Genomic DNA, 26,791 nt, shown 5'->3' on the forward strand with positions numbered 1-26,791 from the left:
TTGCTTACCTGAATAAAGCTTTTGTAGCTTCATCCTAGCAAGCGCCCACACGAATTATCTGACCAATCTGTTAAAGAGCGCTTGAACTTGCCGTTCAAGTGAGGCGCATATTCTACCGAGCGCCTCGCTAATGTCAACCTTTATTTTGCAACTTTTTTGAATCATTTTGCTGCAACGCTTGACTTAGCTTTCAACAAATAAGTTCTTAAAAATCATTAACTATCAAGTACTTATTTATTAAACCCTTCCTGCCCAAGTTCGCCAGTTTGGCGCTCTCTGCCGGAAGAGGTGCGCATTCTACAGACACCCCAAAAAGTGTCAACACCTTATTCGCAAAAAGTTGTAAAAAATATGAAATATTGGCTAGCGATCTTACAAAACAGTAAAGGCGCTCTTAGAGCGCCTTTACCAGATCCAATCACAATGAGGATTAATCATTTTTAGACTGAGAATCATGTTGCTCATTCTCTTCTTGAATGGCCGCCTCCAACTCTTCATCCATCTCATCATCTTCTGATTTTCTTACGAATACCTTGGAGAGCAATATCCCTAACTCAAATAGCAACCACATCGGAATAGCTAAGAGGCTTTGCGAAATAACGTCCGGTGGGGTTAGCAGCATACCGACAACAAAACAGCATACAATTACATAAGCTCGCTTTGATGTCAGGCTCTGTGCCGTTGTTGCGCCACTCCAAATAAGTAATAACGTAGCGATAGGGATTTCAAAGACAATACCGAATGCAAAGAACAGCTTAAGCACAAAGTTAAGATAGCTACTAATATCCGTCATCACCGCTACGTTTTCAGGACCCACACTGGTAAAGAATCCAAATATCAGCGGAAACACGACGAAGTAAGCGAAAGCAATACCTGCATAGAAGAGAAAAATACTAGAAACCAAAAGCGGAACAGCAACTTTCTTTTCGTGGTTATATAGCCCCGGCGCAATAAACCCCCATACCTGATGAAGGATGAAAGGGATGGCAGCAAAGATGGCTGTGACGAGCGTCAGTTTAAAGGGCGCAAAGAACGGCGAGGTCACGTCCGTGGCGATCATACTGGTCCCTGGGGGTAACAGAGCCGTTAGGGGAGCAGATAGATACTCGTAAAGATCATTGGCAAAGTAAAAGAGCCCTAAGAATACGGCCAGCACTATCAATACAATTCTCATCATTCGTTGTCGAAGTTCGACAAGGTGAGAAACCAGCGTTTGTTCCTGATCTTGATCGGGTAAGCTATTTTCCTGCATGCTCATGTATTCTGTGTTCTATCTGGTGTGGCCTTAGCGACCGAAGGGGAAGCCGTGTCTGATTGCTCAACACTTTCCGGAGCTTTAGCCGATTGGGATAGGGGCGATTCATCATCAAAGGCCTGACCAAAGGGCTGCTTCATTTCGCTCAGTTCCTTATCTAAGGCTTCTTTCTTGATGGCCGCCGTGCGCCGCATCTCTTCTATTCTGAGCTCTTCGGATATCTCGCTTTGAATGCTACTCACTGTCCGCTTGGCCCGACCAAGCCATAAGCCTAATGTCCGGATGGCGGTAGGCAGTTTCTCTGGCCCTAACACTAATAGCGCTACCACAGCAATCATCAACAGTTCTGCAAAGCCAATATCAAACATCGCTGAGCAGCCGCTTACTTCTGGTCAGTCGATTGCTGCTTTGTTGCTGGCTTCTCTGCCGCATCAAAAGTAGCATCATCCTGCTCCAACTGTTTCGCGTCTTCTGGCTCTTCTTTCATGGCTTTTTTGAAGCCTTTCACCGCACTACCAACGTCTCCACCAAGATTGCGTAGTTTTTTAGTACCAAACAAAAGAATGATAATGCCAAGTACAATAACGAGCTGCCAAATACTGATTCCACCAAAACCCATTTTTTATTCCTCTTGTTGTTTTAGCACTCAGGCTACAAAGCTCCCTTTACGGGATAGTTACTATTTGTTTCGGGATGCTTTTTCTTCTATACCCGATATATCGAAGCGCCTAGACAGTTCATCTATAACAGACTGAGGTGACTCTCCCAAATGAGAAAGCATCACCAAAGTATGGAACCACACATCCGCCGTTTCGTAGATGACATCCGAATTATCGCCGGACACCTTTGCATCTTTGGCTGCAATAATCGTCTCGATTGACTCCTCGCCAACCTTTTCTAGGATTTTATTAAGCCCTTTCGCATGCAAGCTTGCTACATAAGAGCTATCAGGACTTGCACCCTTACGCGCCTCGAGAATATCGCCCAAACGGGTTAAAACTTCACTCATGGTTAACCTATCAACTATAAATCGTTTGAGGATCTTTTAGCACCGGATCGACCGGCTGCCACTCACCTTCGCGTAAGACGCTATAGAAACAGCTTTCCCTGCCTGTATGACAGGCGATCCCGCCCTTCTGTTCAACCTGTAAAAGTAACACGTCGCTATCACAATCCAAGCGCACCTCGTGTAATACTTGTACATGCCCAGACTCTTCCCCTTTTCGCCATAAGCGATTTCGGGAGCGTGACCAGTAAATAGCCCGGTTTTCTTCCACCGTCAACTTCAATGACTCTTCATTCATCCACGCAACCATCAAAATTTTGCCTGTCTGGAAGTCTTGGGCTATCGCCGGAATAAGGCCTTTTTCATCCCACTTAACTTGCTTGAGCCAATTGTCGGTCATCGCCTTAATCTCTATTCTCTCTAGTGCCTGCAAGCATACCGGATCAGGTAAGTAAGCTCCATCCCATAAACTACGCACACCCCTAAATTCAGCCGGCCAGCAGCCACACCGCAAGACCACCTAAAGCCCAGCCAATAGGCGCTAAATTATCCATCCATTCGCGTGCGCCATCGTGCCCAAACCATAAGCCCATCACAATAATCATACACGCTGCTACCCGTTTGTTGCGGCGTGTTTTTCGCTCTGCCTCTCTCTTGGCTTGCTGCTCCACTGCACGTTGATGCTCTGTGTAAGGCTGATTCTTAATCTGCGCCAAAGCATCAAACACCAATTGAGGCACATGGGGCATTTTATCCAGCCAATCTGGAGCCTGAGTTTTCACCGCCTGATAAGCCGCTTTAGGACCAACCCGATCTTTCATCCATTGTTCCAGAAACGGCTTTCCTGTTTGCCAAAGATCTAAATCAGGATACAGCTGTCGCCCGAGTCCCTCGATATTGAGTAACGTTTTCTGAAGGAGCACAAGCTGGGGCTGCACTTCCATATTAAAGCGCCGCGCCGTTTGAAATAAACCGAGTAATACCTGGCCAAAAGAGATATCTTTTAGTGGCTTGTTGAAAATAGGCTCGCAAACACTACGAATCGCAGTTTCAAATGCTGTCACATTCGTATTAGCAGGCACCCAACCCGAATCAATATGTAGCTGGGCGACTTGGCGGTAATCACGCGTAAAAAAGGCAAGGAAATTACGCGCAAGATAATTTTGGTCTTCTGCGGTTAGCGAGCCAATTATACCGAAATCTACCGCGATATATCTTGGATCATAGGGTGTTGTTCGGGATACAAAAATATTCCCCGGATGCATGTCAGCATGAAAAAAGCTATCGCGAAATACCTGGGTGAAAAATATTTCAACGCCCCGCTCTGCTAGCAACTTAAGATCAGTCCCTTGCGCAACCAATTGCTCAACTTCGGCTACCGGTATACCGTGAATACGTTCCATGACTAACACATTTTGCCGCGTTAGATCCCAGTAGATTTCTGGCACATAAAGTATGTCGGATGACTCAAAATTACGACGTAGTTGTGATCCATTTGCCGCTTCTTTACGAAGATCCAGTTCATCAATCAGCGTTTGTTCATACTCTATTACTACTTCTACGGGCCTTAGTCTTCGCCCTTCGTGCCATGCGGCATGTACTGCACGAGCTAGGGTATAAAGTAAGGCGATATCCTTGCGGATGGTTTTGTCAATTCCAGGTCGAATCACTTTTACAACAGCCTCACGGCCATCTAGCAACGTTGATTTATGTACCTGCGCTACCGACGCCGACGCCATAGGCTCCACGTCAAATGCAGAGAAAAGCTGCGAAACGGGTTGATTCAAGGCTTTTTCGATAATGCGTTGTGCATCTTTGCCGGCGAAGGGTGGCACATTATCCTGTAATCGCTTTAATTCATTTGCTATATCATCGGGCAATAAGTCTCGCCGTGTAGATAACATCTGCCCAAACTTGATAAAAACAGGGCCCAACGACTCTAGCGCGAGGCGTAACCGAACACCTCTAGGCAGCTCAGCTTTAACCAGATAACGCCACGGCATCAGGTAAAGCAACATTCGTAGATACCAAGGGAGTGGCAACTCCTCGAAGAAAGTATCTAGACGATAACGAACAAAAGTATGAGCGATTTTAAAACTACGGGAAAGGCGTCGCACTGGAACTATCCTATATACAGCTGATCAGCGGCCACAAGTTTGCCCTTTCCTGAAGCCTAGGTAAAGCCTAGGCAATGCAAACGCGGTCCCGGCCTTTCTGTTTGGCCTCATAGAGTGCTTTATCAGCCCGACCAAACAGGTCGTCCGGCGTGTCAGCGTCCTGTGTTTGTGTGATACCGAAGGACATCGTAATCGTGACAGGCTTGCCATGAAAGTTAAACGGACTTTTACTGATGGATGCCCTCAGCTTATCGATGGCACGCGCGCCCTCTTCAGCGGTTGTGGAAGGCATGAGTACAACGAACTCTTCACCGCCAAAACGAGCAATAAAGTCTGATGTACGTAAATTCTTTGATAACACCCGCGCCACTAACTTGAGCACCTTATCGCCAGCTAAGTGACCATAGGTGTCATTTACCTTTTTAAAGAAGTCCAAATCCCCTATCGCGACAGAGAAGCTTTGTTGATAACGACTCCAGCGTTCAAACTCTTTCGCCATATGGTCATCATAAGCGGCGCGATTGGGTAACCCTGTAAGTGCATCCGTTCGCGCCTTTTGACGCTCCTCCTCCATGTGCGCCTTAACGCGACGGGTTTCCTCTTCCATTTCAGTCACATGCGCCATCAAGTCATCGTAACGCTTCTGCAAGCGGTTATCCCTTTGTTCCTCTCCCTGCTTGAAGTGATCCATCGCTTTCACAATACCCGCCAACTGACGGGACACCGATACTTTAAGCTCACTCAAGTCATTAGAATCCTCAACCGCCTGATGGATCTGCCCTACATCCGCCCTGACCTGTAAATCGAGTTCACGATGCGCAATGCTGGAGACTTGCTGCTCTGAGTGGCTCTCCTGCAAAAAGCCCTGCACTTCAGCCAGCTGGGAGTTCAGGTTGAGAAGGTAGCTTTCGAAATCCTCTTGACTGGCATCAGTCGCTTGCTGAATCAACTCACAGATACGCGTCAGTATAGGCGCCAAATCAGCAATGGAAATCCCTTTATCAATCTTGCGCGACAGATCATCCGCTGCTCTACGGCCATCAGTTGTTAAGTTCAGCACACCGACCAGCTGCAGTAGCTCATCAGCTATCATCTCTAGCTGAACACTTGTATCCTCGCCTGATGCCTCGCTGCCCTCTGCAGGTGTGTGCCCAATGGATATCAGTTCACTCTGCAACTCAACAAGCTGAGAAATAAAACCCGGTAACTGGTAGAGTGATTCAGAGGCCCCCGCGACGCTTCTTTCAAGCTCAAGCAATTTATCACTAAGCGGCGACTCTGCATTCAAAGCTTTTTTGATACTCAGCAGCCATCTGTGTAACACATCAAGCAGGGCTTTTGATGATGACTCCCTTGATGCGTCCAAACTGCGTATACTTCGCTCAACGGGCGTCAAAATTTTACGACTGATGGGTGCTTTTTCATCATGAAGAGAGGAACGTAAAAGCACTAATGCTTTATCCAGATCAGGAGATTGGCCCTGCAGTCCGATCATTAACTGGGAAATAGCCAGCCTTAGCAACTCACCTTCTCGGCTGTTTTCCAACCGTTCCAGCTCCATCGCAGCTTCTTTATACTTCTTTTTCCAGTCGATTTGTTCCTTACTCACACCCTATGTCCTGTGTCTGATAAGACTTCTATTAATGGTAGATCAAAGATCTCCATCGAACCAGCGAAATACTTGTTACACAAAAAAGCCGCCTCATCTTTCGATGGGCGGCTCAGTCTACTGATTCGAAAAGGTTACTTTTCCAATGCAGCACGCTCTTTTTCAACAAGATAATTTACAACATCTAACATCTCTTTTTGCCCACCAGCGGTAGCAGCCGTTATGCGGTATTTGCCATTAACAACCAACGATGGAACACCGTCTACCTGATAACTACGCACTTTTGAGTCGCCCTGACCAAGCTTAGTGTTCACAGCAAAGGAGTTAAAGGTTTTTTCGAACTTCTCCTTATCAACCCCTAAGCTAGCATAAAAGTCAGCTAACTCTTCCGCGTTACGAAAGCGCTTTTTTTGTAGATGAACTGCATCGAACATCGGCTGGTGTGTTTTATCAACGGCTTTCAAAAGTTCAGCCGTGTAATAAGCACGCGCCATCGGCTCCCAGCTACGGCCAAAGACAACAGGAACCCTTTTAAAGTCAACATCGTCAGCTTGTTTGTGGTGCCATGCATTTAACATAGGTTCAAATGTATTACAGTGAGGACACGGGTAGCCAAACATCTCCGTCACCTCAACTTTAGAAGGGTCAGCTGTTCTTACCGCCGTTTCCAGCTCAATATAGTGCTGCCCTGCCACATACTCGTTCTCTGCAGCTTGGGCAGACAAACTCATACCTAGAAATAAAAAAGCAGACAATAATGTCTTCCACATAACCTAGTACTCCAATGAATTTCTATTTTTTCCTGTGACCGCTGCAAACTAAAAGGGTTCAGGAAAACATAAAAAAAGGCAGCTCAAGCTGCCTTTTCCTCGCTATCTATCAGGCTTAGTAAAGACCTTGCAAGTAGCTTGAAACAGCTTTAATTTCAACATCACTCAGCTTCGCTGCAATGTCACGCATCATCGCTTGCGGATCATTATTACGAGCACCTACGCGGAAGTCTTTCAACTGCTTTTCGGAGTAAGCTGCATGTTGGCCGCTTAATCCTGGGAAGCCCGCTGCTGACATGCCTTGCCCATTAGCTGCATGGCACGCTGTACATGCAGGAACCGCTTTAGACGCTAAACCAGCACGGTAAATTTGCTGACCTAGTTCCAACTGATCTTTAGCAACTTTACCACCCTGAATTTTCTTGCTACTAAAGTATGCAGCAATATCTTCTAAGTCTTGATCACTCAGGTTATCCAGTAAGCCCGTCATCTCAACCACTGGGCGCGCACCGCTTTTGATATCTTTCATCTGCTTGAGCAGATAAGATTCATGCTGGCCCGCCAGTTTTGGAAAGTTAGCAATCATGCTGTTGCCATCAGCGCTGTGACACGCTGCACATACAGCTGTTTTTCCTTGTCCGGCTGCTGCATCGCCAGCCGCATTCGCCATACCAGTTATACCTAAGGTTAACAGTAAGCTGATCAGTAGTTTGTTCATGATTAACCCAGACTCTTGTCATTCAAAAAATGGATGCTTGCACCGATTCATGGTTGATATCAGTACAAACCGGAAACCTTATTATGCCCAGCCACTAGAGGTCGACTCTATTCACGGGTAAAATTTGGCGGCATTATAACTTAATATCCACACAAACTGGAACGGTTAATGTGTAACCACTCCCATTCGGTAACCTAAAGTCTATGACTGATAACCAGAAAACAATCCATTACAACGCTGCTCGCTTCCTGATCAGTGCCAGTAAACTGAGCCAGTGTCCAGAAGATACCGGGGCTGAAGTTGCGTTTGCGGGCCGTTCCAACGCGGGTAAATCCAGTGCAATTAATGCACTCACTAACAATACAAAACTGGCGAGGACCTCCAAGACCCCCGGCCGAACACAGCTGATCAATTTTTTTGATCTGAATGTTGAGGGATGTCGATTAGTCGATCTACCTGGCTATGGCTATGCAAAAGTACCTATCGCCATGAAAGAGCACTGGCAGAAGCATCTTGATCAGTATCTGCAACAGCGTTACAGCTTAAGAGGCGTTGTATTGGTTATGGATATACGCCACCCCATGAAAGAGTTTGACGAAATGATGGTGGAGTGGTGTCAATCAACTGAGGTCCCCTTACACGTTTTGTTGACTAAAGCCGACAAATTGAAAAAAGGGCCTGCTCAGTCAACCTTATTGAAGCTGCGAAAAGAACTAACGGATATTCTCGGCGATAAGGTGACTATTCAGTTGTTTTCTGCATTAAAGCGTACAGGCATTGATAGCCTGAGCCGCCAGCTAGATAACTGGCTCACGTTGCCAGCCGTAAGCGAGGAAGATCACGAGCAATCAGAAGCTTAAAAAAATAAGCCCCCAGATAAAGCACTGAAGGGGAAGGCTTTAGCTGGGGGCAAGGCGTCCTGCAACACAATTCACACACATCACTGAATACTGATATGAAGGGGAACTCCAGGATGTGTTTTATTATTGACCACCTGTATTTCTCCTTAGTTCCCCAATTGTTCAAAAAAAATACAATTTTTTTATTTAATGCGCCTGATCCCAATTATCTCCGCTTCCCGCTTCAACGATTAAGGGCACGGATAGCTCTGCCGCCGATTGCATTTTTGCAACGACAGTATCTTTAAATTCAACAACTTGATCCGATTTTACTTCAAAAATCAGCTCATCATGAACTTGCATGATCATACGCGCATCAAAATGACTTTCTGGTAGCCAAGCATCGACTAAAATCATTGCGCGTTTAATAATATCCGCCGCGGTGCCCTGCATCGGTGCATTGATTGCTGTTCGTTCAGCCGCTTGTCTAACCATCGCATTTCGAGCGCTAATTCCCGGTAGATATAAACGGCGGCCAAAAACCGTTTCAACGTAGCCCTGTGTCTTGGCTTTTTCGCGAATATCTTCCATATAATGCTGAACACCGGGATACGTCGCAAAGTAATGCTCGATATACTCTTTCGCTTCGTTTCTTCCTATACCCAGCTGCTTCGCCAAGCCAAATGCAGACATGCCATAGATCAAACCAAAGTTGATCGCTTTAGCGCTGCGGCGCTGCTCAGAGGTCACCTGCTCGATCGCTGTTTTGAATACTTCTGATGCCGTTGCTTTGTGTATATCTTCGCCTTGGGAGAATGCGTTTAGCAAACCTTTATCACCGGATAGATGCGCCATAATGCGTAATTCAATCTGTGAATAGTCAGCCGCCACAAGCTGGTACCCTTCTGGCGCAATAAACGCTTGACGAATACGTCTACCCTCAGACGTTCTAATGGGAATGTTTTGTAAGTTCGGATCAGTTGACGAAAGCCGCCCTGTTGCGGTCACCGCCTGATGATAGGAGGTATGTATCCTCCCCGTTCGCCCATTAATCATTAATGGTAATTTATCGGTGTAGGTCGATTTAAGCTTGCTTAGACTGCGGTGCTCCAGCAACAGCTTCGGCAACGGGTAATCCAGCGCAAGTTCTTGCAACACCTCTTCTGCGGTTGATGGCACACCTTTTGGCGTTTTCTTCAATACCGGCAGGCTAAGCTCGTTAAACAGAATCTCTTGTAACTGCTTGGTCGAGGCTAAATTAAAGACTTTACCCGCCATATCATGGGCTTCACGCTCTAGTTCTGTGAGCCGCTGTTCTATCTCTACACTTTGCTTACCCAACAGGTTCGCATCCACCAGCGCACCTTGACGCTCCATGCCTGAGAGCACAGGGATCAAAGGTTTTTCTATATCAATAAATACCTTCTCTAGGGAAGGTTCGCTACTGAGTTGCTGGTACAAGGTTTGATGGAGCCGCAAGGTAATATCGGCATCTTCTGCGGCATAGGGCCCTGCTTGCTCTAGATCAATTTGGTTGAATGTCAGTTGCTTTTTACCCTTGCCCGCAATTTCCTCAAAACTAACCGTTTTTACCCCCAGATACTTATCGGCAAGACTGTCCATATCGTGGCGTGTTGCTGTAGAGTTCAACACATAGGATTCCAACATCGTGTCAAAAGCGACACCGCGCAAAGTAATACCGTAGCGTGCTAAAACATTCATATCGAATTTAATATGCTGGCCCACTTTTTTGTGAGTATCACTTTCCAGCAAAGGCTTTAACTGGGCTAGCACATCATTACGATCCAGCTGTTCTGGAGCACCCACATAGTCATGAGCTAGCGGTACATAAGCGGCTTCACCCGCTTCGATCGCAAAGGAAACACCGACTAGCTCCGCTTCCATATAATCTAAGCGGTCCGTTTCCGTATCAAAGGCAAATAACTCGGCAGACGCTAAGCGAGCGAGCCACTCATCTAACGCCTTCTGTTCGGTCACAACTTGATAGCGCAAGTCACTCGGTCCTTGCGGTGCTGTATGTGCTTCAGCCTCTGCGGTACTAGCAGCACCAGCACCTGTCACACCACTTTCTAGCTCTTGTACCCAGCTGCGGAATTCGTAGGTTTTAAAAAGCGCTAATAAGGCGTCTTTATCTTGGCAAGGCATACCAATATCAGGCAAATCAAAATCTAATGGCACATCGGTTTTGATTGTCGCCAACCGGTAAGATAGCTCAGCAGCCTCACGGTGCTCTTCGAGCTTTTTAGCCATCGTTTTGGCACCACGAAACCCTAAGCCCTCAATATCACCTAAGCGCGAGTACAGCTCAGAGATGCCCCCGATACCCTGCAGCAGAGCCAATGCCGTTTTTTCACCAACACCTGGAACACCTGGGATGTTGTCAACTTTATCCCCCATGAGTGCGAGGAGATCAATAATCAAATGAGGAGGTATACCAAACTTCTCTTCAACGCCTGCAACATCCAGCGTTGTATTATTCATGGTATTGATAAGTGTGACATGCTCATCCACCAGCTGCGCCATATCTTTATCGCCCGTGGATATGATCGTTTCACAGCCCTGCGCACTCGCCAGACGCGCCATGGTGCCAATAACATCATCCGCCTCTACTCCGTCTTCAATGATGAGCGGCAACCCCATTGCGCGTATAATCTGATGGATGGGATCGACTTGAGCGCGTAAATCGTCCGGCATCGGTGGCCGATGGGCTTTATACTCAGCAAAAATTTCGTCTCTGAATGTCTTACCCTTAGCATCAAACACCACCGCTATTCGACCTTGGGGATAGGCGTTAATCAGGCTTCTTAGCATGGAAGTAACTACCCGAATAGCGCCGCTAGGCTGACCGTCACTGGTACGTAAATCCGCTTGCTGAGAGGCGAAAAAGGCTCGGTACAAATAGGAAGATCCGTCGACTAAAATAAGGGGGGAAGCTGGCTGAGTCATGTTCAATCCATCAGTTAAGTTATCCGGGATGCTTTACAGAGCGATTATCCCAGCCCACAATCATAGTCAATCTGAAGCTGTCAGACCAATGGCAAAAGGAAGGAATGATGAAACAGTTACTTTTTACACTCGGCCTCTTACTGTCACTAAGCAGTTGGGCTGCTGGCTTACCCGGAGATCCGGAAGAAGGTGAGCCGGATATTCGTATCCATCACCAAGACGATAACACTTATTATGAATATCGAATCAATGGCGTGTTACAAGAAATTAAGGTGGTACCTGCGGTAGGAAAGCCCTACTATCTGGTCCCTTCTGAAGGGCACGACTCCATGACGCGTGTTGAAGAATCCACACTATTGATCCCTAAATGGGTTATTTTCCGCTGGTAATATCGTGGCTGTATATACACAACTCTCACAAAGTGACATGAAAAACCTACTCTCTCAATTTGATTTGGGAGAGTTGGTTTCGTTTAAAGGCATTGAAGGGGGTATTGAAAATACCAACTACTTTGTAACGCTGGCGCAGAAATCTCAGCAAACGGAGTATGTGCTCACACTATTCGAAGAGTTTGGCATGGAAGAGATGCCATTCTTTGTTGAGTTAACCACTTGGTTAGCAGGTAAAGGCATTCCTGTTCCTGCACCGTTTCAAGACAAAAACAGTATTGCGCTCAAGAAGATTCACAACCGCCCGGCCATGCTGCAACCACGTTTTAGCGGCCACCATGTGGCCCAAACTGAGCTCACAGCAGAGCACTGCGCCTCTATTGGAGGGCACTTGGCACGCTTCCATTTGGCTGCTGAACATTTTTACCTGCGTAGACAAGCCCATCGCGGTGTATTTTGGTGGCGACGGGAAAGCCAAACCATTCAACGCTTTCTTAGCCCTGAAGATGGTGAATTGTTGACTCAGGAAGTACGTCTGTTTGACGAACTTCGTGAACAACCTTGGGGGTTACCCATGGGGATTGTTCATGGTGATCTGTTTCACGACAACGCACTGTTCGACGGATCTCAAGTCTCTGCCATTTTAGACATTTACAACGCCGCGACAGCGTTTCTTTTGTTCGATCTGGCCATTGTCGCCAACGACTGGTGCACCTTACCGGATGGCAGTATTGATACCATAAGAGAACAAGCGCTGTTAGATGCTTATAAAACCGAGCGGCCTTTCACCGATGACGAGCACAAAGCTTGGCCACAGATGACCCGTACTGCCGCTATGCGTTTCTGGCTCTCCCGTCTCATCCCAGCCTACGGCGTACAGCAGGCAGGACGCGAAAGCAGTGACATGGTGATTAAAGATCCCGGTGAACTCAAACGCATCTTACTCCAGCGCATCGCCAACCCTTCAAGTCTACCCAGCTAATGCGGGTAGTTCACTCACTCATACAGGAATCACCTCAAGCGGATGGACGTTACAGCAATCATTGATGGTTTAAACGACGCGCAACGGGCTGCTGTAACAGCACCTGTACAAAACCTCTTAGTATTGGCCGGTGCAGGTTCAGGTAAAACCCGCGTATTGGTGCATCGCATCGGTTGGTTAGTACAAACCGAGGGTATGTCACCTTATTCCATTATGGCGGTAACGTTCACCAACAAGGCCGCTAGAGAAATGCGTGGTCGTATTGAAGAGCTACTTGGCGTTAACCCACACGGCATGTGGGTCGGCACCTTTCACGGGCTTGCTCATCGCTTGTTACGTGCTCATTGGCGTGACGCAGGGCTTAATGAGAACTTCCAGATTATGGATAGCGAAGACCAGCTACGCCTGATCAAGCGACTCTGCAAAGAGATGAATCTGGACGAGAACCGTTGGCCTGCTCGTCAGTTTCAGTGGTACATCAATGCACAGAAAGATGAAGGGCTGCGCAGCCGACATATCGAGCGAACCGGCGACCCCTACGATAAGATGATGATCGGCATGTATGAGGCCTATGAAGACGCCTGTGATCGTGGCGGCATGATCGATTTTGGCGAGCTTCTACTTCGTTGCCTTGAGCTTTTGAGAGATCATAATCCAACATTGCTTCGTCACTACCAGGAACGTTTTCGCTACATCCTTGTAGATGAGTTCCAAGATACCAATGCTATTCAGTACGCATGGCTACGTTTAATGACGGGCAATGATCGTAAACTGATGGCGGTTGGCGACGACGATCAGTCCATTTATGGCTGGCGTGGCGCCCGCATTGAAAATATCCAAAATTTACCGGAGCACTTCCCTGGTGCCGAGGTTATTCGATTAGAACAAAACTACCGCTCCACTCAAACGATTTTGGAAGCGGCCAACGCGGTTATCGCAAACAATCGCGGACGCTTGGGCAAACAACTCTGGACCGAGGGTAAAGATGGCGAAAAAATATCCCTCTACTCAGCCTTCAATGAGCAAGATGAAGCCCGCTTTATTGTCGGGCAAATTCAGAAATGGGTAGAGAACGGGAGTCTTCGCGCAGAGTCAGCTATTCTTTACCGCTCCAATGCCCAATCACGGGTCTTAGAGGAAGCGCTGATCCGCAGTGGCGTGCCTTACCGCATTTATGGCGGCCATCGTTTCTATGATCGCCTTGAAATCAAGAACGCACTTGCCTATTTACGATTGGTTTCTAACCGCGATGATGATACCGCTATGGAACGTATTATTAATGTTCCTACTCGCGGTATTGGCACGCGAACGATTGAAGTTGTTCGCGAACAAGCCAGAACAGAAAATATCCCCATGTGGCGCGCCGCCAATGAAGTGGTAGAGTACAAAAAACTACCCGCACGTGCGCTTTCTGCACTGCAGGCGTTTTTAGATATTATCAATCGGATCGATACCGAATCCACGGGCACCTCGTTACACGAACTGACAGACCATGCGATTCAACTTAGCGGGCTAATCGAGCACCACAAGAAAGAGAAAGGCGACAAAGCTCAGTCCCGCCTAGAAAACTTGGAAGAACTGATCAACGCCGCCAAACAGTTTACTAGTCAGTGGGAAGCCACGGCAGAAGAGGAAAATGTTACTGAACTCTCCGCATTCCTTGATCAGGCAGCCCTTGATGCTGGCGAAGCGCAAGCTGATGATCATCAAGACAGCGTCCAGCTGATGACCTTACACTCAGCCAAAGGGCTGGAGTTCCCTTTGGTCTTTTTGGCCGGAATGGAAGAGGGACTATTCCCCCACAGCATGTCGGCAGAAGAGCCGGGGCGTATGGAAGAGGAGCGCCGTCTTTGCTACGTAGGCATCACTCGCGCCATGCAAAAGCTGTTTCTTACCTATGCCGAAGCACGCCGTATGCATGGCCAAGATAACTACAACCGTCCATCGCGCTTTATCCAAGAGATACCTCTGGAATTAGTGGAAGAGGTTCGTCTTAACGCAACGGTGAGTCGACCAATGACCGCACGCAATGACTATAGCAACTCGTCTAACGGTTTATTCAATAACGTGCAGCAGGACGATGGCACTCCACCTATCTATATCGGGCAGCGAGTGTGCCACCCGATCTTCGGTGAAGGCATCGTATTAAACTGCGAAGGCAACGGCCCAAAGGCTCGCGTGCAAGTCAACTTTGACAGCGAAGGTATGAAATGGCTGGTGCTGGGCTTTGCTAAACTAGAACCCGCTTAGGTCCTAAGATAGTGGCAAAGCATGAACATTTCAGAGACAATTCTGCCTAACCTATATTTATTTTCTTTTTAAGAAGCAACTGGTGACCATTTTGGCTAAAAAAAATACCCGCGACGAACACAACAAAGTAACCACTCAATTTATCGATCTCGCCAACCAGCTAAAAGATAAAGGACACGACATTGAGCTTATTGCCGCCGCATTGATGAGTGCATCTGGCATTTACACCACCTATACCGTGGCTGGAGATCAAGGCTATCTCCAACAGGCAGGGGTCGACAAAGTAGCTGCTCGCTATAAAGAGAACCTCACCTATATTCAAGAGGTTAAAAAAGCAGCCGCGAAAGCTAGCTGATAATTCCGCGTCACAAGTCAGGAAGACAGCGACGGCTCTATTATAAGGCTTCCGGCTATGCAAACCCGCACGATGTTTAACTCCCCGATAGCCCGTCCACTTTTGAGGGGGCTATCGCAGTTTTTACTTAAGCTATTCGGCTGGAAAGTCACGGGGGGGATTCCTAAAGAACTCCAAAAATGTGTGATCATTGCAGCCCCTCACACCACAAATTGGGATATGCCTGTCAGTTTAATGGTCGCCTTCTCACTCGATACCAGCTTGCATTGGGTTGGTAAAAGCAGCATTTTCCGCTTCCCTTTTGGAGGGCTCATGCGCTGGATGGGCGGCATACCTGTGGATCGCTCTCAGTCGAATAATATGGTGGCCGCCACCGTAGCAACATTTGCCCAATACTCAGAACTACGTATTATGATGGCACCGGAAGGCACTCGCGCAAAAGTGCGAGCTTGGAAGTCTGGCTTTTATCATATTGCCCATGGGGCCGGTGTTCCTTTAGCATTAGGCTTTGTGGATTATAAAAATCGTTGCGCAGGCATCGGAAAAATTATCAACACCAGCGGTAGTTACGATGCAGATATGGTGGAGATCCGCGAATTTTATCGCCCATTTGAAGAGTTGTGATGGATGCTGAACTTTAGCGAAGCTTGTGAGCGCAATAAAGAACCCATTGCTGATGCTTTATCTGTCTATCTGTCGGATATCTGCTCAGTCCTTGAAGTGGGCAGCGGCTCAGGACAGCATGCCCTTTTTTTTTCTAAGCGGTTTCCGCACCTTTTTTGGCAGCCGACAGAGCAGGCTCCCTATTTAGCGGCATTGCAGACAAACCTGAAAGAGCACCGACACAAAAACATTCTTGAACCTTACACTCTGAATGTTAACCACCATTGGCCTGATAACCACTATGATGCGCTCTTTACAGCGAATACACTGCATATTATGAGCTTGAGTGCCGTTGAAAACCTGTTTCTCGGCGTAGGAAAAGCTATTCATGCTTCTGGAAGACTGTTTCTGTATGGCCCCTTTCGCTACCAAGGCCGATATACATCGACCAGCAATGCACAGTTTGATCAATGGCTTAAAGCACGAGACCCTCTCAGTGGAATTCGTGATATCAACGTAATAACACAGCTAGCTGAACAACAAGGCTTTACCTTAAACACTGATATTTCCATGCCCGCCAATAATCAGCTTTTGGTATTTAAGCGCGGATAATCGCCAAAAGTTACATCAGATGGTGCGAATATGCCCTTCTTCATCAATCGCTACTTGCACACACTCTGTTTCGGTAACTTTTCTTAGCGCACGCCCATCAGGACAACGCCCCCACACCTCGATACGAATACGGATAGAGCTGCTCCCTGTTTCAATACGATCGGTATAGAAACTTAGAACCGTACCGACAAGCACCGGCGACATAAACTCCATCTCACCCACGGACACGGTTGCTACACGACCGGCGGTATCCCGGCCTGCTCGCATCTCAGCAGCAAGCACCACCTGTGATGCAACCCAACCGCCGTAAACATCACCAAACATATTCGTCGCTGTATGATCAGCCGGGCGCTTGAGCGTTAACTCGCCTGTCGGCGTTAATTCTATTTCATCATTCATATGGTTACAGACGCCACTTTGCTATTTTTATGGGCTAACATAGATATTGGATTCTATACGAAAGTCTAAACGAGCCGCATCAAAAACCGATCTTTTTATAAAGCTCCACATATAATATCGATGCCGCTGTCACATTCTTGTCACAAACCCGCCCTATATTACGCTCATTCCATTTATTAAACCCATTGTCTCTTTGGAGCAAGTGATGAAACCAATGAAGAAGTTATTCGCCGCTGTAGCTATGACAGCTACCTGCCTGACTGCTAACGCTGCTGATCTACTGGATCAGAATCTACCAACTTACACTAAAGCTTCTGGTGTTTCCGGAAACTTGTCTAGCGTTGGTTCTGACACGCTGGCGAACCTGATGACTCTTTGGGCTGAAGAGTTCAAACGTATGTATCCAAACGTGAACGTTCAGATCCAGGCTGCAGGCTCTTCAACTGCTCCTCCTGCGCTGACTGAAGGTACCTCTAACATGGGTCCAATGTCTCGTAAGATGAAAGATAAAGAGATCGAAGCATTCGAGAAGAAATTCGGTTATAAGCCTACACCGGTTGCCGTAGCAATTGATGCCTTGGCGGTTTTCGCTCATAAAGATAACCCAATCAAAGGCTTATCAATTCCACAGGTTGACTCAATCTTCTCTTCTACGCGTAAGTGCGGAGCTACTGAAGATGCTACAACTTGGGGCCAAGTAGGTGTTGAAGGAACATTAGCTGACAAGAGCATTCAGCTGTTCGGTCGCAACTCTGTATCAGGCACGTACGGTTACTTCAAATCCAAAGCGCTATGTAAAGGCGACTTCAAAAACAATGTAAACGAACAGCCTGGTTCAGCTTCGGTTGTACAGTCAATTTCTACATCCCTGAACGGCCTAGGCTACTCAGGTATCGGTTATAAAACTTCATCTGTTCGCGCTTTGCCATTAGCGAAAAAAGAAGGTGATGCATTCGTAGAAGCAACGCCTGAAAATGCTGTAAATGGTACTTACCCACTGTCTCGCTTCTTGTGGGTTTATGTGAACAAAAAGCCTGGCCAAGCACTGCCACCTATGGAGCGTGAGTTCCTGAAAATGGTAATGGCTAAAGTAGGTCAGGAAGTAGTCGTCAAAGATGGCTACATCCCTCTGCCTGCGAAAGTAGTAGAGAAGCAGATGGCTGATTTGGGTCTATAAGACTCAAACCAGCGACAATCGCTGACGCAGGGAGTGCCGAAAGGTACTCCCTTTTGGCGTTTATAACGCACTGTAATATTAGTGTCACATAAAGACTTTATCCTTGCGATCACTGTCATCATGGATCCACTAGGACTGAAACTCCCATGAGTATTGAAAACACATCCAACCCTCCTCAGATAGACTTCAATACCCCTGCGCAGAAACGTTTGCGTAAGGTGCGAGCATTGAAGGACAAACTGGCTACCATGGGTATCGCGTTTGGCGGCATTAGCGTCATCATTGCGATCCTATTGATATTTTTCTATCTCCTGTATGAAGTGGCTCCCCTTTTCCAATCAGCTCAGATAGAAAAGTGGAAAGTAAACGAACAGCAGATTGAAGATTATGCTGCCCCTGGTACAGGTAAGACACTTTATCTAGCGATGGAAGAGCAAGCAGAGATTGGCTTGCGTGTTTCCGATTCAGGGGAAGTGATATTCTTCAATGTTCGCACTGGGGAAACTATCCAAAAGCAACAGATTAAGCTTCCTGCCGGTAGCCGTATCGAGAGCCACGCGGTTATCTCAGAGGCTCAGCATCTTTTCGCTTTGGGTTTTAGTAACGGTGAAGCGCTGGTACTTAAGCACGACTATAAGTCGACCTACCCGAACGGCGTACGTCTTATTACCCCATCCATTAAATACCCTGTTGGGGAAGCCCCCATCAAAGTTGGTGACAAGCCACTTAAGTTACTTAGTGTTTCCCATAATGAGGAAAGCTGGAACTTCGTAGGCGGAGACGAAACAGGTCTGCAGCAGACCCAACTTACCGTAGAAGAAAATATGATGACGGGTGAAGTAGACGTTTCCTCAGAAACCGACACGCTACCGTCGTTTAACCTTAAAGCACAAGATCTACTGTTATTCCCAGACCGTCGTTGGTTAATGATCGCAGGGAAAAGCAAACTTGCCGTAGTTGACCTCAAAGCACAAGGCGGGCCACAAACCACTCAAGTACTTGAGGTAACCAAAGGGGAAATCACAAGCTTCCAAATGTTGTTGGGTGGTAACGCTGTCCTGATTGGTGATTCTAATGGAAAGATTTCTCAATGGTTCCTTGTTCGGGACGAAGCAACCGACTGGAAACTGACAAGAATTCGTGAGTTTGAAGGTGGCGAAAGCCCAATCGTCGATATGGCTATTGAACATCGCCGTAAAGGGTTTGCTTCATTAGACGCCGACGGCACACTAAGACTGTTCAACACAACGGCTGCACGTAAGTCATTAACAGAAACCATCACGCAAACAATTGCTGATCGTATCGCTTATGCACCTCGCTCTAATGCCTTGTTATTAGAACAGAATGGCGTCATGAGCCTCTGGGCAATACATAACGAGCACCCTGATATTTCATGGTCTGCTCTTTGGGAAAAAGTCTGGTATGAAGGCTATGAAGAACCTGAGTTTATTTGGCAATCCTCTGCCGCTAATAACGACTTCGAACCTAAATATAGCTTAATGCCATTGGCATTTGGCACCTTGAAAGCAGCTTTTTATGCCATGCTTCTCGGAACGCCTTTAGCTATTTGTGGTGCCATCTATACCGCTTACTTCATGGTCCCGGCTATGCGTCGCAAGGTGAAGCCTTTTATCGAATTGATGGAAGCACTTCCGACGGTTATCTTAGGTTTCTTAGCCGGTCTTTGGCTAGCACCGTTCATGGAAGACCAGCTCGCCGGTATTTTTGTCACAATCCTGCTTGTCCCCATTGCCATTGTGGCATTCGGGTTTGTTTGGGCACAAGTTCCTAATCGTATCCGCTTTCTGATTCCTGAAGGCTGGGATGCAGCACTCCTTGTCCCTGTTGTCATCCTTGCTACACTCTTTAGCTTATCGGTAGCAGACGGTATCGAAGTGTTAATGTTCGGCGGCGATATGCGCCTATGGATCAGCAACGAAGTGGGTATTCCCTACGATCAACGTAACGCATTGGTTGTCGGTATTGCCATGGGCTTTGCTGTTATTCCTACCATCTTCTCTATTACAGAGGATGCGATCTTTGCAGTGCCTAAACATTTGAGCTACGGCTCATTAGCGCTTGGTGCAACACCTTGGCAAACACTGACTCGCGTTGTGCTTCCAACTGCCAGCCCAGGTATCTTCTCAGCGCTGATGATTGGTATGGGGCGCGCTGTCGGAGAAACCATGATCGTACTTATGGCAACAGGTAATACACCGATCATGGATATGAATATTTTTGAAGGTATGCGCACCCTAGCCGCCAACATCGCGGTTGAGATGCCTGAATCAGAAGTGGGTAGTACTCACTATCGAATTCTGTTCCTTGCTGCTTTTGTGCTCTTCCTGTTCACCTTTGTTGTGAACACCTTGGCAGAGCTGGTACGACAGCATTTACGTAAAAAGTACGGTTCACTGTAACCCATTGATGTTTGAGGAATAAAGACGATGAAAGTCTCTTTTACTGAATGGACGAAGTCCGGTTCACCATGGGTTTGGTTAAACGCCGGGGCTGTCGCCATCTGTATTATCATGGTGGTCGGTTTGTTGGCCTTGATCGCTGTTCGAGGTTTAGGGCACTTTTGGCCTGCCGATATCTTGCAAGCCACATACAGCGTAAATGATCAGAAAACCCGCGTCATTGGCGAAGTGGTTGACTCTGAAAACGTACCAGCAGAACAACTGCGTGATGTAGGCGTTAATGTCCCTGAGGGTATGGAGTTTATGCGCCGTAACCTGATGAAGGTAGGTAACCGAGACGTTGGCGGCACCGACTTTACTTGGGTATTAGCAAACAACTTGTCTGAGCAAGCCTATCCAGAGATGTTGTTTGCGGCAGAAAGACGTGAATGGGGTAATTTTTATGGTTATCTGCGTGCGCTTAGAGAAGGCGATACGATTGTTAAGCAGTATGATGGCTATGAAAAAACACCCGAGCACCTAGCGTTGTGGGAAGCCTTTGAAGCCAGCATTGATCGCGCACTATCGATCCATGAAGAGATCTACAAGATCGAAAAACATGAAATTGGTGCCATCAACCATGAGATTGAAAGATTACGCTTACAGGAGCGCTCTTTAACACTGAAAGAGGTTAATGACCCTGCTCCCTATTCAAAAATAGAAGCACAACGTAATCAGCTCAATGCCGAGTATGAAGGCCTGCAAAGCCAACTGTTGGCACTTTATAATGAGATCAATCGTGACAGCATCGAGGCTGAGGTTTCTGGCGGCCAAACGATAACCATCTCTGTCGCGAAAATTGTTCGGGCATTTCGCCCTAACGATATGAGTATTGGCGATAAGCTTGGACACTATGCCAGCAAAATCTGGGAATTTGTGTCTGACGAGCCTCGCGAAGCCAATACAGAAGGCGGTATCTTCCCTGCAATCTTTGGTACAGTCATGATGGTAATCATCATGTCAGTTATGGTTACGCCTTTTGGGGTAATTGCTGCGGTTTACCTACGAGAATATGCGAAGCAAGGCTTCACGACTCGCCTGATCCGTATCGCAGTGAACAACCTAGCTGGCGTACCTTCCATTGTATATGGTGTATTTGGCTTAGGCTTTTTTGTCTATTTCTTGGGTGGAAATATTGACCGCCTCTTCTACCCTGAAGCATTACCGTCACCAACCTTTGGTACCGGTGGACTTATGTGGGCTTCGATCACACTGGCGCTGCTTACGGTTCCTGTGGTTATCGTTGCTACTGAAGAAGGCTTAACCCGCATTCCTCGTGCTATCCGTGAAGGATCACTAGCGCTAGGGGCAACAAAAGCTGAAACACTTTGGAAAGTGGTGTTACCGATGGCCAGCCCCGCTATGATGACAGGTGTTATCCTTGCTATTGCCCGTGCTGCCGGTGAGGTTGCTCCTCTGATGTTGGTTGGCGTCGTTAAATTAGCACCAAGCTTGCCTTTGGATGGAAACTACCCGTTCTTACACTTGGATCAGAAATTTATGCACCTAGGCTTCCATATCTATGATGTAGGCTTCCAAAGCCCCAACGTAGAAGCCGCACGCCCTTTGGTGTATGCAACAGCTCTGTTATTGGTGGCGGTTATTGCACTGTTAAACATCTCGGCAGTACAGATACGTAACCACCTGCGCGAAAAATACAAATCGCTTGAAATGTAACGCTGTTAAACGAATAACTTTGAAAAGGTTTAAATGAAGATGACCACGAACGCTAAAACTCACGGCATGGATATCTCCTCGTTGCAGCGTGAATCTCGTAATTTGAGCATGAGCACTGAAACGACAACGCTGCAAGTTAAAGACTTGCGCTTAGCTTATGATGATAAAGAAGCACTGCACGGCATTAACATGGATATACCGAAGAAGCGCGTTACCGCTTTTATCGGCCCATCTGGGTGTGGTAAATCCACCCTGCTGCGCTGCTTTAATCGTATGAATGACCTGGTAGATGGCTGCAGCATTACGGGGCAGATTCTTCTTGATGGCAACAATATTTATGATCGTACGGTCGAAGTGGCTGACTTACGCCGTCGCGTGGGTATGGTTTTCCAAAAGCCTAACCCTTTCCCCAAATCGATCTATGAAAATGTTGCGTACGGTTTACGTATTCAAGGCATCAACAAAAAGCGTGAAATTGACGAAACCGTCGAATGGGCGCTCAAATCTGCAGCGCTCTGGGAAGAAGTCAAAGACCGATTGCATGAGAGTGCGTTAGGTATGTCGGGCGGTCAGCAGCAACGTTTGGTTATCGCTCGCACCATTGCGGTAAAACCTGAGGTCTTGCTGCTTGATGAGCCAGCTTCTGCTCTGGATCCTATTTCCACGCTGAAGATTGAAGAGCTCATCCATGAGCTGAAGAACGACTTCACGATTGTTATCGTAACCCACAACATGCAACAGGCAGCACGTGTTTCAGACTATACTGCTTTCATGTATATGGGTGATCTCATTGAGTTTGGTGTAACCGATACCCTGTTCACCAATCCAGAGAAGAAGCAGACCGAAGATTACATTACAGGACGATACGGCTAAGCGCTGTTCTCTCTAATTGCAGTCTGTAAAATAACTAATATGACGGAGTACCAAAATCGTGGAACTCAATAAGGACAACTTTTCTACCCATATCTCTCAACAGTTCAATGATGAACTGGAGCAGATCCGTACCGAACTTCTCACGATGGGTGGTATTGTTGAGCGTCAGGTTCATGACGCCATTGAAGCCCTCCTAACAGGAGACGCAGAGCTCGCAGAGCAATCGCGCCGTGTTGACAAGCAGACCAATGAAATGGAGCTGATGATCGATGAGCGCTGCACCACCATTATTGCTCGTCGCCAACCCGCTGCTAGCGATTTACGCCTGATTGTTGCGATATCAAAAGCCGTCAACGATCTGGAGCGTATGGGTGATGAAGCCAGTCGTATCTGCCGCCATGCGATTGAGCTGGTGGAAGAAGGTGAATCCCAACGCGGCTACCAAGAGATCCGCCACATCGGTAACCTTGTCCGCTCTATGGTAAAAGATGTGCTTACGGCTTTCGCCCGTAATGACACAGAAATGGCTTACCATGTTGCTAAGCAGGACAAAGCCGTTGATCAAGAATACCGTACCGCAATGCGCTCATTGATGACCTATATGATGGAAGACTCTCGCGCCATCTCTAGCTGTCTAAATGTTATATGGGTACTACGCAGTCTGGAGCGTATAGGCGACCACTCCCGTAATATGGCTGAGCATTTGATCTATCTGGTTAGCGGCACAGATGTACGCCACCAATCACTTTCAGAAATGAAGCAGACCATTGGTGTTAGCGACGACGACCAATAGCTACCTGCATACCTTGCAATAAAGCGTGCCGGTTATTTGCCGGCCGCTTTCATATTTCTTATAAGGGCTTGTAAGCTCATCTCCCCCCCCCATCAAGCTCGCCTCGTTTCTCCAAAAGTTTTAGATCTGTTTGCCGATAACATCTAGACCAGCGATCAGAATAACAACATGAGCTAAGGTCCTAACGATGAGTCGATATATTGTTTATGGGGATCTAAACTGCCCCTATAGCTACGCACTCCACGAGCGTTTGAAACAGCTAGAGCTGTTTGATCAGGTCGAGTATCGCCTAGTGGAGCACGCACAGGATATCGGTCTTTACGGCAATACTCCGGACATGTTAACGGAGCTGGCGAGTGATGTCTTTTCTGTGCGCAGCTATGCCAATGATGTTGCCATTGCGTTGCCGCCTGAACGCCCCGATAGCCGTTTTGCTATTCTATGTGTTATCGCCGCTGAACAAATAAACTCCGACAAAGCTTTTGTGTTTCGTGACCTTTTCTATAAAGCCCTATGGGTGGATGGACTGGATATCGCTAGCCCTACCGTTATCTTTGAGTGCTTGGAAAAAGCAGGATTACCCACCGAGCTTTCTATCGATATGGAGTGCGAGGAGATCTTAGATGAGTGGCAAGATGCGTGGGAAAGTATCTCAACACAATCAAAAGTGCCTGTTATCTTAGCGCCAGATAAACGAAAACTGATCGGCCTTGCCTCAACAGAAGAGTTACAGGCGTTTTTACAAGGCAGCGATAGTCAAATCGAATTTGATTCTCGTCAGAGTCAGAAATACTCGGATCGCCACAACATTGCCGTTTTCGCAAGCGATGGTATTTCGCCTGTATGGCAAGTGATGGATGCACTACGTGCCGATTATAACCTGCTGTTACCTGCATCCCTTCAAGATTTAAAGCAGCACCTAGAATCCCCTGAACAAACACCGGACCTTATACTGATTCATGCCAATGATGATGGCCTTAACAACCTATTGATGTGCCAGCGACTCATTCAAAAGATTCACAATGCCTTTATCCCCATCGCCTTAATTGGTGCACCAAACGATGACCAATTAGAACTGCAAGCTTATGCTAATGGCGCATCGGATTACATTATTGAGGGTCGGGTAGCGGGGATCGTACGTGCCCGAATTCGCATGATGCTGGAGCTGAAACGCTCCCGGGATATTTTAGAGCGTTCTGCACGTATAGATGGCTTAACGGGCGTTAATAACCGTCGCGAGTTTGAGAAAATTTTGGAGATGGAATGGCGACGTAGCTCCCGAACACGGCAGCCTCTCTCGCTCATTATGGTCGATGTCGATCACTTTAAAGCCTTTAACGACCGCTACGGCCATTTAGCCGGTGATAGCTGCTTGCGCCGCCTGGCAACCACAATGGCCAGTGTCGTCAATCGCTCCCATGATGCCGTGTGTCGTTATGGTGGGGAAGAGTTTGTTGTCTTACTTCCTGATACCGATAAAGCTGGCGCGAAAAAGGTCGCGAATGCCATACGGGATCAAGTGATGGCGCTAGGTATCACGCATGATCGTTCCAGTACAGGCTTAGTGGTTACTGTCAGCCAAGGTGCTGCTACGATGGTGCCCTCTTCCGCTAACAGCCCACATGAGCTAGTGGAGCTTGCTGACAAAGCGCTCTATAAGGGGAAAAAATCGACCAGAAACTGCGTCATTGTTGCCGCGTGAAAGACGAGTGCCTAGGTATACTCTGCAAAAGGGGGAAAGCGCTTGATAAGCTCTTCACGACCTAACTCCCGCAGAAGGTTAATATTACGCTCAGGGATAGCATCTGGATCTGGGTAATGAGCCAACACTCTCTCCATCTGCCCCTCCCTGATAATATGCACCATAGGAAAAGGGGAGCGATTAGTCCAATGACTCAAGTCCTCTGCTGCAACACCTGCAAACTGGTAGTTGGGATGAAAGCTTGCTAACTGAAATGTGCCTTCCAAACCAGACACTTTCAATAGATTTTCAAAGACCGCCAACATATCCAAATAATCATAAAAGTCGGTCAAGGCCTTGGGCATAATCACTAACGAGGTCGCTATATCGACTTCGTTGGCTTTCTGGATCTTTTCCAGCTCAGATAAGAAAGCATGGGCTAAGTCCTCTTCGGATTGTCCCTCTGTGACGGCGTAACGCAACGTATCTTTTTTAACGACAGGCGCAGCAAACGGGCACAAATTCAACCCAACGACCATGGTCTCAACCCACTGGCGGGTCAGTGCTTCGACTTCTTCAACTGTGTATAGAGAACTTTGATTTTGCATGTCCGCATCCTAATTGAATCAATGTCATCGTGCCAGACTAAGATATTGTTTCACGGCAGATAAGGGTAAAATAAATAACAGTTTGTATAAGGAAGTCGTTGTGCCAATCCCTACAGCTCTGACATCGATGAATTTTGATACGCGTTGGACAGCGTTAAGGCGCTTAAGCCGTATTCATGCGCCACTTTGCTGGCAGCGCTGGTTAACAGACCGAGCATCACTAACCCAGCATTTGATTCAAGCCAGTGAAGGGCACTTTAGGGTCGAAGTGGTGCGACAAGGATGGGCAAGACCTACCCGCTCGGAAGCATCAGCGTTGGGCATCTCTTTTCGACAACTCGCCCTGATTCGTGAAGTTCGCCTGATGGGCAAAGAACAAACCTGGGTGTATGCCCGATCAGTGATTCCGGCATCAACACTCACAGGTAAAGAGCGCCAACTCAATCATGTCGGTTCGCGCTCTCTGGGTAGCGTACTTTTTAGAGACCCTACCATGAAACGAGGGCCGTTAGAGATCAGCCGCTTATCCCTTCCTGAAGATCAATCCGTGTGGGCTCGCCGCTCAAAGTTTTATCTGTCAGGCAAGCCATTATTAGTGTGCGAGGTTTTTCTCCCAGCGCTGGAGCAGGTAAACTACCGCCCATAAGTCTCT

The 26,791-nt window shown here is 47.4% G+C and carries 26 protein-coding genes; 14 read left to right on the forward strand and 12 right to left on the reverse strand.

Annotation, left to right across the window (positions count from 1 at the left end; translation table 11 throughout):
- Positions 1-430: 430 nt before the first annotated feature.
- The 9 genes from tatC to F0U83_RS16550 all read right to left on the reverse strand — a co-directional run bounded on the left by tatC (position 431) and on the right by F0U83_RS16550 (position 7,475).
- Positions 431-1,258, reverse strand: a complete 828-nt coding sequence (gene tatC, locus F0U83_RS16510) for a twin-arginine translocase subunit TatC (protein WP_138985840.1) — start codon at positions 1,256-1,258, stop codon at positions 431-433.
- Entirely contained in the window at positions 1,255-1,623 is a 369-nt protein-coding gene (tatB, locus tag F0U83_RS16515) for a Sec-independent protein translocase protein TatB (protein ID WP_138985841.1), read from the reverse strand. Before tatB ends, tatC begins: the two co-directional genes overlap by 4 nt.
- A 14-nt stretch (positions 1,624-1,637) precedes the next feature.
- Positions 1,638-1,874: a twin-arginine translocase TatA/TatE family subunit gene (gene tatA, locus F0U83_RS16520; protein ID WP_138985842.1), complete on the reverse strand. Its 237-nt coding sequence runs from the start codon at positions 1,872-1,874 to the stop codon at positions 1,638-1,640.
- 60 nt (positions 1,875-1,934) lie between these two features.
- A complete protein-coding gene (locus F0U83_RS16525) occupies positions 1,935-2,264 on the reverse strand; it encodes a phosphoribosyl-ATP diphosphatase (protein ID WP_138985843.1) in 330 nt (109 codons plus the stop codon).
- 10 nt (positions 2,265-2,274) lie between these two features.
- The gene (hisI, locus tag F0U83_RS16530) at positions 2,275-2,661 is read right to left on the reverse strand and encodes a phosphoribosyl-AMP cyclohydrolase (protein WP_138986644.1); all 387 of its coding nucleotides are present in this window, start codon (positions 2,659-2,661) and stop codon (positions 2,275-2,277) included.
- A gap of 88 nt (positions 2,662-2,749) precedes the next feature.
- Positions 2,750-4,378 (reverse strand): ubiquinone biosynthesis regulatory protein kinase UbiB, encoded by a 1,629-nt coding sequence (gene ubiB / locus F0U83_RS16535; protein WP_138985844.1) that lies wholly within the window; start codon positions 4,376-4,378, stop codon positions 2,750-2,752.
- A gap of 67 nt (positions 4,379-4,445) precedes the next feature.
- Positions 4,446-5,987: a GGDEF domain-containing protein gene (locus F0U83_RS16540; RefSeq protein ID WP_138985845.1), complete on the reverse strand. Its 1,542-nt coding sequence runs from the start codon at positions 5,985-5,987 to the stop codon at positions 4,446-4,448.
- Positions 5,988-6,121: 134 nt separating this feature from the next.
- Positions 6,122-6,757, reverse strand: coding sequence for a thiol:disulfide interchange protein DsbA/DsbL (locus tag F0U83_RS16545; RefSeq protein ID WP_138985846.1), 636 nt, complete (start codon positions 6,755-6,757; stop codon positions 6,122-6,124).
- Between the two features lie 115 nt (positions 6,758-6,872).
- On the reverse strand, positions 6,873-7,475 hold the full coding sequence (locus F0U83_RS16550; protein ID WP_138985847.1) for a c-type cytochrome: 603 nt from the start codon (positions 7,473-7,475) through the stop codon (positions 6,873-6,875).
- A 203-nt stretch (positions 7,476-7,678) separates the two neighbouring features.
- On the opposite strand from F0U83_RS16550, the gene yihA reads away from it, so the two are divergent.
- Positions 7,679-8,335, forward strand: coding sequence for a ribosome biogenesis GTP-binding protein YihA/YsxC (yihA, locus tag F0U83_RS16555; RefSeq protein ID WP_138985848.1), 657 nt, complete (start codon positions 7,679-7,681; stop codon positions 8,333-8,335).
- Between the two features lie 186 nt (positions 8,336-8,521).
- Here yihA and polA read toward each other — a convergent pair whose 3' ends face one another.
- Positions 8,522-11,281 (reverse strand): DNA polymerase I, encoded by a 2,760-nt coding sequence (polA, locus tag F0U83_RS16560; RefSeq protein ID WP_138985849.1) that lies wholly within the window; start codon positions 11,279-11,281, stop codon positions 8,522-8,524.
- Between the two features lie 107 nt (positions 11,282-11,388).
- Here polA and F0U83_RS16565 point away from each other — a divergent pair, with 107 nt between their 5' ends.
- The 6 genes from F0U83_RS16565 (at position 11,389) to F0U83_RS16590 (ending at position 16,472) form a co-directional block, all read left to right on the forward strand.
- Entirely contained in the window at positions 11,389-11,670 is a 282-nt protein-coding gene (locus F0U83_RS16565; RefSeq protein WP_170221674.1) for a DUF2782 domain-containing protein, read from the forward strand.
- 4 nt (positions 11,671-11,674) lie between these two features.
- On the forward strand, positions 11,675-12,652 hold the full coding sequence (locus F0U83_RS16570; protein ID WP_138985851.1) for a homoserine kinase: 978 nt from the start codon (positions 11,675-11,677) through the stop codon (positions 12,650-12,652).
- 42 nt (positions 12,653-12,694) lie between these two features.
- Positions 12,695-14,902, forward strand: coding sequence for a DNA helicase II (uvrD, locus tag F0U83_RS16575; protein ID WP_138985852.1), 2,208 nt, complete (start codon positions 12,695-12,697; stop codon positions 14,900-14,902).
- A gap of 91 nt (positions 14,903-14,993) precedes the next feature.
- Entirely contained in the window at positions 14,994-15,257 is a 264-nt protein-coding gene (locus F0U83_RS16580; protein WP_138985853.1) for a DUF3144 domain-containing protein, read from the forward strand.
- 57 nt (positions 15,258-15,314) lie between these two features.
- The gene (locus tag F0U83_RS16585) at positions 15,315-15,881 is read left to right on the forward strand and encodes a lysophospholipid acyltransferase family protein (protein ID WP_138985854.1); all 567 of its coding nucleotides are present in this window, start codon (positions 15,315-15,317) and stop codon (positions 15,879-15,881) included.
- Positions 15,882-15,884: 3 nt separating this feature from the next.
- Positions 15,885-16,472 carry a DUF938 domain-containing protein gene (locus F0U83_RS16590; RefSeq protein WP_138985855.1) on the forward strand — a complete coding sequence of 196 codons (588 nt, stop codon included), beginning with the start codon at positions 15,885-15,887 and terminating at the stop codon, positions 16,470-16,472.
- A gap of 15 nt (positions 16,473-16,487) precedes the next feature.
- On the opposite strand, the gene F0U83_RS16595 is transcribed toward F0U83_RS16590, so the two are convergent.
- Positions 16,488-16,871: an acyl-CoA thioesterase gene (locus F0U83_RS16595; protein WP_138985856.1), complete on the reverse strand. Its 384-nt coding sequence runs from the start codon at positions 16,869-16,871 to the stop codon at positions 16,488-16,490.
- A 205-nt stretch (positions 16,872-17,076) separates the two neighbouring features.
- Between F0U83_RS16595 and F0U83_RS16600 the strand changes: the two genes are divergently transcribed.
- The 6 genes from F0U83_RS16600 (at position 17,077) to F0U83_RS16625 (ending at position 25,552) form a co-directional block, all read left to right on the forward strand.
- On the forward strand, positions 17,077-18,048 hold the full coding sequence (locus F0U83_RS16600; RefSeq protein WP_138985857.1) for a PstS family phosphate ABC transporter substrate-binding protein: 972 nt from the start codon (positions 17,077-17,079) through the stop codon (positions 18,046-18,048).
- A 146-nt stretch (positions 18,049-18,194) separates the two neighbouring features.
- Positions 18,195-20,468: an ABC transporter permease subunit gene (locus F0U83_RS16605; protein WP_138985858.1), complete on the forward strand. Its 2,274-nt coding sequence runs from the start codon at positions 18,195-18,197 to the stop codon at positions 20,466-20,468.
- A gap of 27 nt (positions 20,469-20,495) precedes the next feature.
- Positions 20,496-22,184: a phosphate ABC transporter permease PstA gene (gene pstA / locus F0U83_RS16610; RefSeq protein WP_211343593.1), complete on the forward strand. Its 1,689-nt coding sequence runs from the start codon at positions 20,496-20,498 to the stop codon at positions 22,182-22,184.
- 39 nt (positions 22,185-22,223) lie between these two features.
- Positions 22,224-23,057, forward strand: coding sequence for a phosphate ABC transporter ATP-binding protein PstB (gene pstB, locus F0U83_RS16615; protein WP_138985860.1), 834 nt, complete (start codon positions 22,224-22,226; stop codon positions 23,055-23,057).
- Positions 23,058-23,115: 58 nt separating this feature from the next.
- Complete coding sequence (phoU, locus tag F0U83_RS16620) at positions 23,116-23,850, forward strand: phosphate signaling complex protein PhoU (RefSeq protein WP_138985861.1); 735 nt, start codon at positions 23,116-23,118, stop codon at positions 23,848-23,850.
- Positions 23,851-24,037: 187 nt separating this feature from the next.
- Entirely contained in the window at positions 24,038-25,552 is a 1,515-nt protein-coding gene (locus F0U83_RS16625) for a diguanylate cyclase (protein WP_138985862.1), read from the forward strand.
- Between the two features lie 11 nt (positions 25,553-25,563).
- Here the strand turns inward: F0U83_RS16625 and F0U83_RS16630 are convergent, their stop codons facing one another.
- Entirely contained in the window at positions 25,564-26,139 is a 576-nt protein-coding gene (locus F0U83_RS16630; protein WP_138985863.1) for a DUF1415 domain-containing protein, read from the reverse strand.
- A 100-nt stretch (positions 26,140-26,239) separates the two neighbouring features.
- On the opposite strand from F0U83_RS16630, the gene F0U83_RS16635 reads away from it, so the two are divergent.
- Positions 26,240-26,785, forward strand: a complete 546-nt coding sequence (locus tag F0U83_RS16635; RefSeq protein ID WP_170221675.1) for a chorismate--pyruvate lyase family protein — start codon at positions 26,240-26,242, stop codon at positions 26,783-26,785.
- Positions 26,786-26,791 lie beyond the last annotated feature (6 nt).

Source organism: Neptunomonas concharum, assembly GCF_008630635.1.
Classification (GTDB): Bacteria; Pseudomonadota; Gammaproteobacteria; order Pseudomonadales; family Balneatricaceae; genus Neptunomonas; species Neptunomonas concharum.

Excerpts from the sequence above, each read along its gene's own strand:
- pstA (WP_211343593.1), top strand. The coding sequence starts at position 20,496 with ATGAAAGTCTCTTTTACTGAATGGACGAAGTCCGGTTCACCATGGGTT.
- pstB (WP_138985860.1), top strand. The coding sequence starts at position 22,224 with ATGACCACGAACGCTAAAACTCACGGCATGGATATCTCCTCGTTGCAG.
- F0U83_RS16590 (WP_138985855.1), top strand. The coding sequence starts at position 15,885 with ATGCTGAACTTTAGCGAAGCTTGTGAGCGCAATAAAGAACCCATTGCT.
- hisI (WP_138986644.1), bottom strand. The coding sequence starts at position 2,661 with ATGACCGACAATTGGCTCAAGCAAGTTAAGTGGGATGAAAAAGGCCTT.
- F0U83_RS16525 (WP_138985843.1), bottom strand. The coding sequence starts at position 2,264 with ATGAGTGAAGTTTTAACCCGTTTGGGCGATATTCTCGAGGCGCGTAAG.
- F0U83_RS16545 (WP_138985846.1), bottom strand. The coding sequence starts at position 6,757 with ATGTGGAAGACATTATTGTCTGCTTTTTTATTTCTAGGTATGAGTTTG.
- F0U83_RS16605 (WP_138985858.1), top strand. The coding sequence starts at position 18,195 with ATGAGTATTGAAAACACATCCAACCCTCCTCAGATAGACTTCAATACC.
- tatA (WP_138985842.1), bottom strand. The coding sequence starts at position 1,874 with ATGGGTTTTGGTGGAATCAGTATTTGGCAGCTCGTTATTGTACTTGGC.
- tatB (WP_138985841.1), bottom strand. The coding sequence starts at position 1,623 with ATGTTTGATATTGGCTTTGCAGAACTGTTGATGATTGCTGTGGTAGCG.
- polA (WP_138985849.1), bottom strand. The coding sequence starts at position 11,281 with ATGACTCAGCCAGCTTCCCCCCTTATTTTAGTCGACGGATCTTCCTAT.
- tatC (WP_138985840.1), bottom strand. The coding sequence starts at position 1,258 with ATGAGCATGCAGGAAAATAGCTTACCCGATCAAGATCAGGAACAAACG.
- F0U83_RS16595 (WP_138985856.1), bottom strand. The coding sequence starts at position 16,871 with ATGAATGATGAAATAGAATTAACGCCGACAGGCGAGTTAACGCTCAAG.
- uvrD (WP_138985852.1), top strand. The coding sequence starts at position 12,695 with ATGGACGTTACAGCAATCATTGATGGTTTAAACGACGCGCAACGGGCT.
- F0U83_RS16630 (WP_138985863.1), bottom strand. The coding sequence starts at position 26,139 with ATGCAAAATCAAAGTTCTCTATACACAGTTGAAGAAGTCGAAGCACTG.
- F0U83_RS16565 (WP_170221674.1), top strand. The coding sequence starts at position 11,389 with ATGAAACAGTTACTTTTTACACTCGGCCTCTTACTGTCACTAAGCAGT.
- F0U83_RS16550 (WP_138985847.1), bottom strand. The coding sequence starts at position 7,475 with ATGAACAAACTACTGATCAGCTTACTGTTAACCTTAGGTATAACTGGT.
- yihA (WP_138985848.1), top strand. The coding sequence starts at position 7,679 with ATGACTGATAACCAGAAAACAATCCATTACAACGCTGCTCGCTTCCTG.
- F0U83_RS16600 (WP_138985857.1), top strand. The coding sequence starts at position 17,077 with ATGAAACCAATGAAGAAGTTATTCGCCGCTGTAGCTATGACAGCTACC.
- F0U83_RS16625 (WP_138985862.1), top strand. The coding sequence starts at position 24,038 with ATGAGTCGATATATTGTTTATGGGGATCTAAACTGCCCCTATAGCTAC.
- F0U83_RS16585 (WP_138985854.1), top strand. The coding sequence starts at position 15,315 with ATGCAAACCCGCACGATGTTTAACTCCCCGATAGCCCGTCCACTTTTG.